At 63.6% G+C, this 7,083-nt stretch carries 7 protein-coding genes and 1 pseudogene; 4 read left to right on the forward strand and 4 right to left on the reverse strand.

All coding sequences use genetic code 11. From position 1 onward, the window contains the following. The first annotated feature begins 44 nt into the window (after window positions 1–44). Complete coding sequence (locus FHR95_RS10865; protein WP_183314380.1) at window positions 45–1,325, forward strand: aminotransferase class V-fold PLP-dependent enzyme; 1,281 nt, start codon at window positions 45–47, stop codon at window positions 1,323–1,325. A 239-nt stretch (window positions 1,326–1,564) separates the two neighbouring features. On the opposite strand, the gene FHR95_RS10870 is transcribed toward FHR95_RS10865, so the two are convergent. From FHR95_RS10870 to FHR95_RS10880, 3 genes and pseudogenes are all read right to left on the reverse strand, one after another. After that, complete coding sequence (locus tag FHR95_RS10870; RefSeq protein ID WP_183314381.1) at window positions 1,565–2,521, reverse strand: arsenic resistance protein; 957 nt, start codon at window positions 2,519–2,521, stop codon at window positions 1,565–1,567. Window positions 2,522–2,566: 45 nt separating this feature from the next. Beyond that, window positions 2,567–2,917: pseudogene (locus FHR95_RS10875) on the reverse strand (integrase core domain-containing protein); the annotation flags it as partial. Between the two features lie 24 nt (window positions 2,918–2,941). Further along, window positions 2,942–3,805: a YicC/YloC family endoribonuclease gene (locus FHR95_RS10880; protein ID WP_040183549.1), complete on the reverse strand. Its 864-nt coding sequence runs from the start codon at window positions 3,803–3,805 to the stop codon at window positions 2,942–2,944. Window positions 3,806–3,946: 141 nt separating this feature from the next. On the opposite strand from FHR95_RS10880, the gene rph reads away from it, so the two are divergent. Further along, on the forward strand, window positions 3,947–4,684 hold the full coding sequence (gene rph / locus FHR95_RS10885) for a ribonuclease PH (protein WP_040183547.1): 738 nt from the start codon (window positions 3,947–3,949) through the stop codon (window positions 4,682–4,684). Window positions 4,685–4,805: 121 nt separating this feature from the next. Here rph and FHR95_RS10890 read toward each other — a convergent pair whose 3' ends face one another. After that, a complete protein-coding gene (locus FHR95_RS10890) occupies window positions 4,806–5,573 on the reverse strand; it encodes an exodeoxyribonuclease III (protein WP_183314382.1) in 768 nt (255 codons plus the stop codon). A 140-nt stretch (window positions 5,574–5,713) separates the two neighbouring features. Here FHR95_RS10890 and pyrE point away from each other — a divergent pair, with 140 nt between their 5' ends. Continuing rightward, window positions 5,714–6,385 carry an orotate phosphoribosyltransferase gene (gene pyrE / locus FHR95_RS10895; RefSeq protein ID WP_183314391.1) on the forward strand — a complete coding sequence of 224 codons (672 nt, stop codon included), beginning with the start codon at window positions 5,714–5,716 and terminating at the stop codon, window positions 6,383–6,385. Window positions 6,386–6,477: 92 nt separating this feature from the next. Next, window positions 6,478–6,993, forward strand: a complete 516-nt coding sequence (gene trmL / locus FHR95_RS10900; RefSeq protein WP_183314383.1) for a tRNA (uridine(34)/cytosine(34)/5-carboxymethylaminomethyluridine(34)-2'-O)-methyltransferase TrmL — start codon at window positions 6,478–6,480, stop codon at window positions 6,991–6,993. Window positions 6,994–7,083 lie beyond the last annotated feature (90 nt).

A 7,083-nucleotide genomic window follows, 5' to 3' on the forward strand; every position in this document is an offset into this window, starting at 1 on the left:
AGATACACAACATGACACCGAAGCCAACTTCCCTTACGACCCCCATGCAGTCCTATCCGCCGGAAGGCGCCTTCCTTCCTAAAGAGTTGCTGGCACAGGTGCGGCAACGCTTCTTGCATGTCGATATCTGCCCTTATAGCGGCAAGCGTATCTTCTTCGAAAATGCTGGTGGCTCTTTAACACTCGCGTCGGTGGTGACACGTGGCGCAGAGGTCGCTGGCATTCCCGACAACGAGCACCGTGATAATCCGGCCTCCCGTGCCATGTCGGAGATTGTCGCCGCTGGGCGAGAAGATCTAGCGACGTTCTTCGGCGCCAGCAGCGGGGTCATTTTCGGTGGTGAGTCAGGAACCGAGTGTTTGTTCCGGGTGATTCGTGCAGCAGCGCTTTCCGCCGAGGCAGGCGGCAGTATCGTTTCCAGTGCCGTGGAGCACCCGGCGACGTTCGATGCGACTGCGCAGTGGGCGCGGCGTACCGAGCGCGACTGGATCGAAGTACCCTTCGATGTTGATACTGGCCGCGTGACGGCGGCGCACTACGCTGACTGCGTGCGTCCCGACACCCGCATAGCCACGATCCTGCATACCAGCCCGGTCACCGGCATGAGCATGGATATTGCCGAGATCGCACAGGCCATTCGGGCCGTGGCCCCCGAGTGCATGATCATCGTCGACGGCATCCAGCATGCGCCACATGGTTTCCTAGCCGTCGATGAGTACGGAGTCGACGCCTACGTGATTTCTCCCTACAAGGCGTATTGCCGCTTCAACAACGGTTATGCCTGGCTCTCCAGTCGCTTGAGCGTTGTCGAGCATGACCGGCTGTCGGGTAAGCCTGCCGATGCCTGGGAACTGGGCAGCCGTGACCCTTCGGCCCTGGTCGGAGTCAGCATGATGGTCGACTATCTCGACTGGCTCGGTACCCACTTTGCTGACGTGGCGTCTCGCCGCGCACGCCTGCTGGCTGCGGGACAGGCGATGCAAGCCCATGAACGTGCCCTGGTGTACCGGCTGTTACACGGTGGTATGACCCTGCCGGGGCTTTGCGACTATCCCGGCTTGCATCTGATTGGACCGGCGGATGCGCCACAGCGTGAGGGGGTCGTGTCATTTGCCGTCGAGGGAGTCGATGCCAAGCATATCGTTGCCGAACTCGGCGAACGGGGAATACGCGTCCACGCACGCAGCGACGATGTCTTCTCAGGCAATATCCTGCGTCCGCTGGGGCTGAAGGCGGTCACCCGTATCTCGCTGGCTCACTACAATAGCACTGAGGAAATCGATGCCTGCCTGGGAGCCTTGGCCGAGGTGCTGCCGCGGCCGTAAGCGCTCTTTGCGTGTAGGTGTTGGGTCCCGTGTGAGTGACCATCCGCTTGGTAAATAACACAGGGCATTTGGTCTGACATTCCCGCATTACTGCAATCGGTGATTGATGATGCACGGCGGTCTCAAGTTCCAAGCGCAACGCTATTGAAGGGTGCTCGGGCCGGTGAACCACCCTCTGGTCAGCGCCATGATGACAGATTGTCAGGCGTGTCGAGAGGTGGCGCCACTGAGCCGTGCGGCTAGCGATCTGGGATCAACTTACCCGGCACCCAGCGCAGGTAGGCCGCCATGCCGAACAGCTCGACCAGCGACTGGAAGACGATGACGACCACGGCCGCTTGCCATGCCTCGGGCAGCGTCAGGGCGATAGGTAACACCACGAAAGAGTTTCGTGTACCGAAGCTGAAAGTCAGGGTTCTGGCCGAGGGCGTGGGAAGCTGGAACAGTCTACCGAAGGTCCTGCCAAGCAAGGCAGCGAAGATCAAGTAGCCGACGAAGATCAACAGTACCTGTATCAATATCTCGGTGCGGCCGGTGACGGTCGTCACCTGTGATGCCGCGATAGCGAAGACTACCAACGCCAGCAGCGGCACGGGCAGTATGCCAAGGCCATGAACCAGACGCTTGGCATGGAGGCTGCGCTCGGCCAAACGTTCGGTCAGCCAGGCCAGGGCTAAGGGGGTGAGAATTAAGCCGGCAAACGCACTGAGGAGGTGGGCGCTGATAGCCGCCTGAAACCACTCCGCGCCCAGGAAGAGCCGGAGATAGAGGGGTAAAGCTACCAGCTGCACGAGAAGAAGAAGGGGTGCCGCGGCAATGGCGCGGCCGGCATCCCCCTTACCGAGATGGCTGAAGCTGATGAACCAGTCTGTACAGGGCACCAGGAGAACGAGTAGCACGCCGGCCTGAACAACGGGGGACACGGGAAGGAGCGCCATTAGCCCACCCAGGATGAGGGGGATGACCACGAAGTTGCCGAGCAACAGGGCCGCTAGAAAGCGCCAGTCCGTGAGGCCTTGGCCGATTCGTATCAGCGGTACCTGCGTGAAGGTGGCATAGAGTAATCCCCCAAGCAGGGGCCACAGGATCGTTTCCAACCGGGAGGTCATGTCCGGCTGGCTCAGCCCGATGGCCAGGCCTGCCAGGGCACTGAATAAATAGAGCCAGGATTGATGTCGCTCCAGCCAATCACGCATGGGAGGTATCCACTTTTATGTGGTGTTCCTGTGATATGTCCGTATTCAGCCGGGTTGAACAGTCACGCAGTGGTAGATGTAGGGTCCCGGGTGATTGACTACTCGCTTGATAAATGGCGCTGGCCGTTTAGCCTCCCATTCTATCATCGCGGCAATCGGTGATTGATGGTGCAGCGCCTTCTGGGGGATATAGTGATTGTACAGCCAGGTGTAGTGTTTTTTTGCGTCTGCTCCAGGTCCTCGCCGGAGGTATAGCGCCGAGTCGCCAGCACGTCGCTGATGCGGCCATTGAAGCGCTCCACCAGGCCGTTCTTCCTCGGGCGTCCAGGGGGCGAAGGGATGAAGGCCGCTTGGTGTGCGCTCACCTGCCCGCGTTAAGCGATCGGTGAACGACTTTATGATGATGGATGTCCGTGGGCATCACTCGATGTTCTGGATCTGCTCGCGCATCTGCTCGATCAGCACCTTGAGCTCCACGGCGCAGCGGGTGGTGGCCGCCACCACCGACTTGGACGACAGGGTGTTGGCTTCGCGGTTGAGCTCCTGCATCAGGAAATCCAGGCGGCGCCCCACCGGGCCCGGCTGACCGAGCTGGCGCTCTACCTCGGCGACATGGGTGGCCAGGCGGTCGAGCTCCTCGTCAACGTCGGCCTTCTGGGCGAGCAGCACCAGCTCGGCCTCGAGCCGCTGGGGGTCCAGCTCGGCGCGGATCGCCTCCAGCCGCTCCAGCAGCTGGGCCCGCTGGCGTTCGAGAATCTGCGGCATCAGCCGACGCACTTCGGCCACTTGGTCGTTAACCGCGGCGATCCGCTCGCGGATCAGCGCGGCGAGCTTCTCGCCCTCCCGGGCGCGGCCGGCGACCAGGTCGTCCAGGGCGTCCTGAAACAGCGCCAGCGCCTCCTGCTTGACGGCCTCAATGTCGGGGCTGCGACTCTCCAGGATGCCCGGGTGGCCGAGCAGGCTAAGGGCATCGGGCAGCGGCGCCTGGGGCACCTTCTCGTGGATCTGGGCGAGCGCGTCGATCAGTGCCTCGAGTCGCTCGCGATTGACCTCGAGACTGGTGTCGGTCTCGGCTGGATCGAAGCGCAGGGTGCATTCGACCTTGCCTCGGGCCAGGTGCGCGCGCAGCTCTTCGCGGAACATCGGCTCCAGGTCGCGAAGCGTCTCGGGCAGACGGAAGTGGGGTTCCAGGTAGCGCTGGTTCACCGAGCGCAGCTCGAGCTGCAGCGTGCCGGCCGCGATGTCGCGATCCTGACGTGAAAAGGCGGTCATGCTGTGGGCCATGGAGCCTCCCGATGACGCGTTATGTGCTAGGGCCCGCATTGTAACCGATTCCGCAGCCAGACCGTGTAGACCAGAGCGTGTAGAATGGCCGCCATTCCACAGCACGACTTCCCGTCATCATTCCGGTTCAAGAGAGGTGCCATGTCTTCGGAGATCCGGCGTCCCAGCGGACGCGCCCCCGACCAGTCCCGCGAGATCCGTCTCACCCGCGATTATACCCGCCACGCCGAGGGCTCGGTGCTGGTCGAGTTCGGCGACACCAAGGTGCTGTGCAACGCCAGTGTCGAAGCTGGCGTGCCGCGCTGGCTGCGTGGCAAGAAGCAGGGCTGGGTGACCGCCGAGTACGGCATGCTGCCGCGGGCCACCCACACCCGCGGCGGCCGTGAGGCGACCCGCGGCAAGCAGGGCGGTCGTACCCTGGAGATCCAGCGGCTGATCGGTCGCTCGCTGCGGGCGGCAGTGAATCTCAAGAAGCTCGGCGAATTCACCATCACCGTGGACTGCGACGTCATCCAGGCCGATGGCGGCACCCGTACCGCCTCCATCACCGGCGGCTGTGTGGCGCTGATCGATGCCATCCGCTACCTGCAGCGCGAGAAGCTGATCAAGGGCGACCCTTTCCACCAGCTGGTGAGTTCGGTTTCGGTGGGGCTGTTCAAGGGGCTGCCGGTGGTCGATCTGGACTACCCCGAGGACTCCAGCGCCGATACCGATATGAACGTGGTGATGGCCGAAGGGGGCGGGCTGATCGAGGTGCAGGGCACCGCCGAGGCCGGCACCTTCAGTCGTGCCCAGCTCGACGCCATGCTCGACCTGGCCGAGAAGGCCGGTAACGAGTTGTTCGAGCACCAGCGTGCGGCCTTGGGGATTCGCGGCTGACCCGTCCTGTTGGTTGAGGTGCTGTCGAGCCCTCGTCTCGCCCCCTAAAACGCATCGCGCCGGCCCGAGGGCCGGCGCGATGCGTTCCGGGCAAGCCGGAACGGCGACGAAGGGATCTTACTCAGATCGTCAGATCATACTCGACGATCAGCGGGGCGAACTCCGAGAAGGTGGCGTCGTAGTCGATCCAGGCGTCTACCACGTGGCGACGAAACTCGGGACCGACGATCTGGTAGTCGATCCGCCAGCCTTCCTGTCGGGAGCGCGGCACTTCCTGGTCGAGCTTCGGCCACCAGGTGTACTCGCCGGCGTCGCGATTGATCTCGCGGAAGGTATCGATGAAGCCGGTGGGGCCGAACACCTGGTCCATCCAGGCGCGCTCCTCCGGCTTGAAACCGGGCGTAGTCTGGTTGTCGGCCCAGTTCTCCAGGTCGATGGTCTTGTGGGCGATGTGCCAGGTGCCGCAGATGATGTACTCGCGCCGCTTGCGGGCCATCTTCGACAGATACTCCTGGTACTGGGCCATGAAGGTCTGCTTGGCGGCAACGTCGCTGCCATCCGGCATCAGGAAGCTGGCGATGCTGAAGCGGTCGTAATCGGCCTGCAGGAAGCGCGCCTCATGGTCGCACTGGGGAAAGCCCAGCCCGTACATGATCGCTTTGGGGATCTTGCGGCAATAGAGGCCGACCCCCGAGAAACCGTCCTCTTCGGCATCGAGGAAGTAGCCCTCGTAGCCTTCCGGGTAGAGGATGCTGTCGTCCAGCTCGAAGCTCTTGGCCTTGAGGTTCTGCACGCAGACGACATCGGCGTCCTGGCCGGCCAGCCAGTCGAGAAAGCCTCGACCGACGGCCTCGCGGATGCCGTTGACATTGATGGTGGCGATTTTCATACATGGTCCCTTTTGCGTCGCGCGTGTATGATACCCGACGTTTCGATGTTTGGGTAAATGGCCCCCGTCGATCGACGTGATATAGGCCCTAGAGCGTGGAGATAGGAGGCCCCGTGGCGGACCAGCCCGGCGCGCAGCGCATGCAAGACTACCAGCGGGAGTTCATCGAGTTTGCCATCGAGCAGGGCGTGTTGAGCTTCGGCGAGTTCACCCTGAAGTCCGGTCGGGTCAGCCCCTACTTCTTCAATGCCGGCCTGTTCCGCACCGGCGGTGCCCTGGCGCGGCTGGGGCGCTTCTATGCCCGGGCCATCCAGGCCAGCGGTCTCGAGGTCGACGTTCTGTTCGGCCCGGCCTACAAGGGCATCCCGCTGGCGGCCACCACCGCTGTGGCGCTGGCCGACCATCATGACCGCGACCTGCCGTATGCCTTCAATCGCAAGGAGGCCAAGGATCACGGTGAGGGGGGGAACATTGTCGGAGCCGCACTCGAGGGGCGGGTGCTGATCATCGACGACGTGATCACCGCCGGTACCGCCATCCGCGAGGTGATGGGCCTGATCGAGGGTGCTGGCGCCCGGGCGGCCGGCGTGCTGATCGCCCTGGATCGCCAGGAGCGCGGCCAGGCCGAGGGTGGCATCAAGCCGCAAAGTGCCATCCAGGAGGTCGAGGCCGCCTATGACATGCCGGTGGTCAGCATCGTCACCCTGGACCTGGTGCTCGAGTACCTCGAAGCCCATGCCGGCGAAGCGATGCAGCCCCATGCCGAGGCGATCCGCGCCTACCGCGCTCGCTATGGTGTGGGAGGCGGCTGAGCGTCACGCCAGCCGCCGGCGCCTGGCGCTTTTTCTTCGGGCCCCCATCGGGGCCCGAGTGCGTTGCGTGTCCTTCATATCAGGAGTCGTTGATGCTCGACGTGGTGCTCTACCAGCCGGAGATTCCCCCCAATACCGGCAACCTGATCCGCCTTTGCGCCAACACCGGGTTTCGCCTGCACCTGATCGAGCCGCTGGGCTTCGCGCTGGATGACAAGCGTCTGCGGCGCGCCGGGCTCGACTACCATGAGTGGGCGCGGGTTCAGGTGCATGCCGACTGGGCGACCTTCCTGGAGGACGTGGCGCCCGAACGAGTCTTTGCCGTCTCGACCCGCGGGCGCACCGGCTACCATGAGCCCGCCTATCGCGAGGGGGATGCCCTGGTCTTCGGTCCCGAGACCCGCGGCCTGCCCCAGGCGCTGCTCGATGCCCTGCCCGAATCCCGGCGCCTGCGTATTCCCATGCTGGCACAGAGCCGCAGCCTGAACCTTTCCAACGCCTGCGCGGTAGTGGTCTTCGAGGCCTGGCGCCAGCTGGGCTTTCCCGGAGCCAGTCTGCCCGGGGCCGACCATCCGGGCCCCGCGCAGGCGGCCACGGATCACCTGTAGACATCATGGATTGACCTGCCCCTCCTCAACGTCGTGGGTTACGTTGAGGTTGAGGCACCAACACAGAGCCACTATTGAGGGAGGCAGGTC

The organism is Halomonas fontilapidosi (assembly GCF_014192285.1).
Classification (GTDB): domain Bacteria; phylum Pseudomonadota; class Gammaproteobacteria; order Pseudomonadales; family Halomonadaceae; genus Halomonas; species Halomonas fontilapidosi.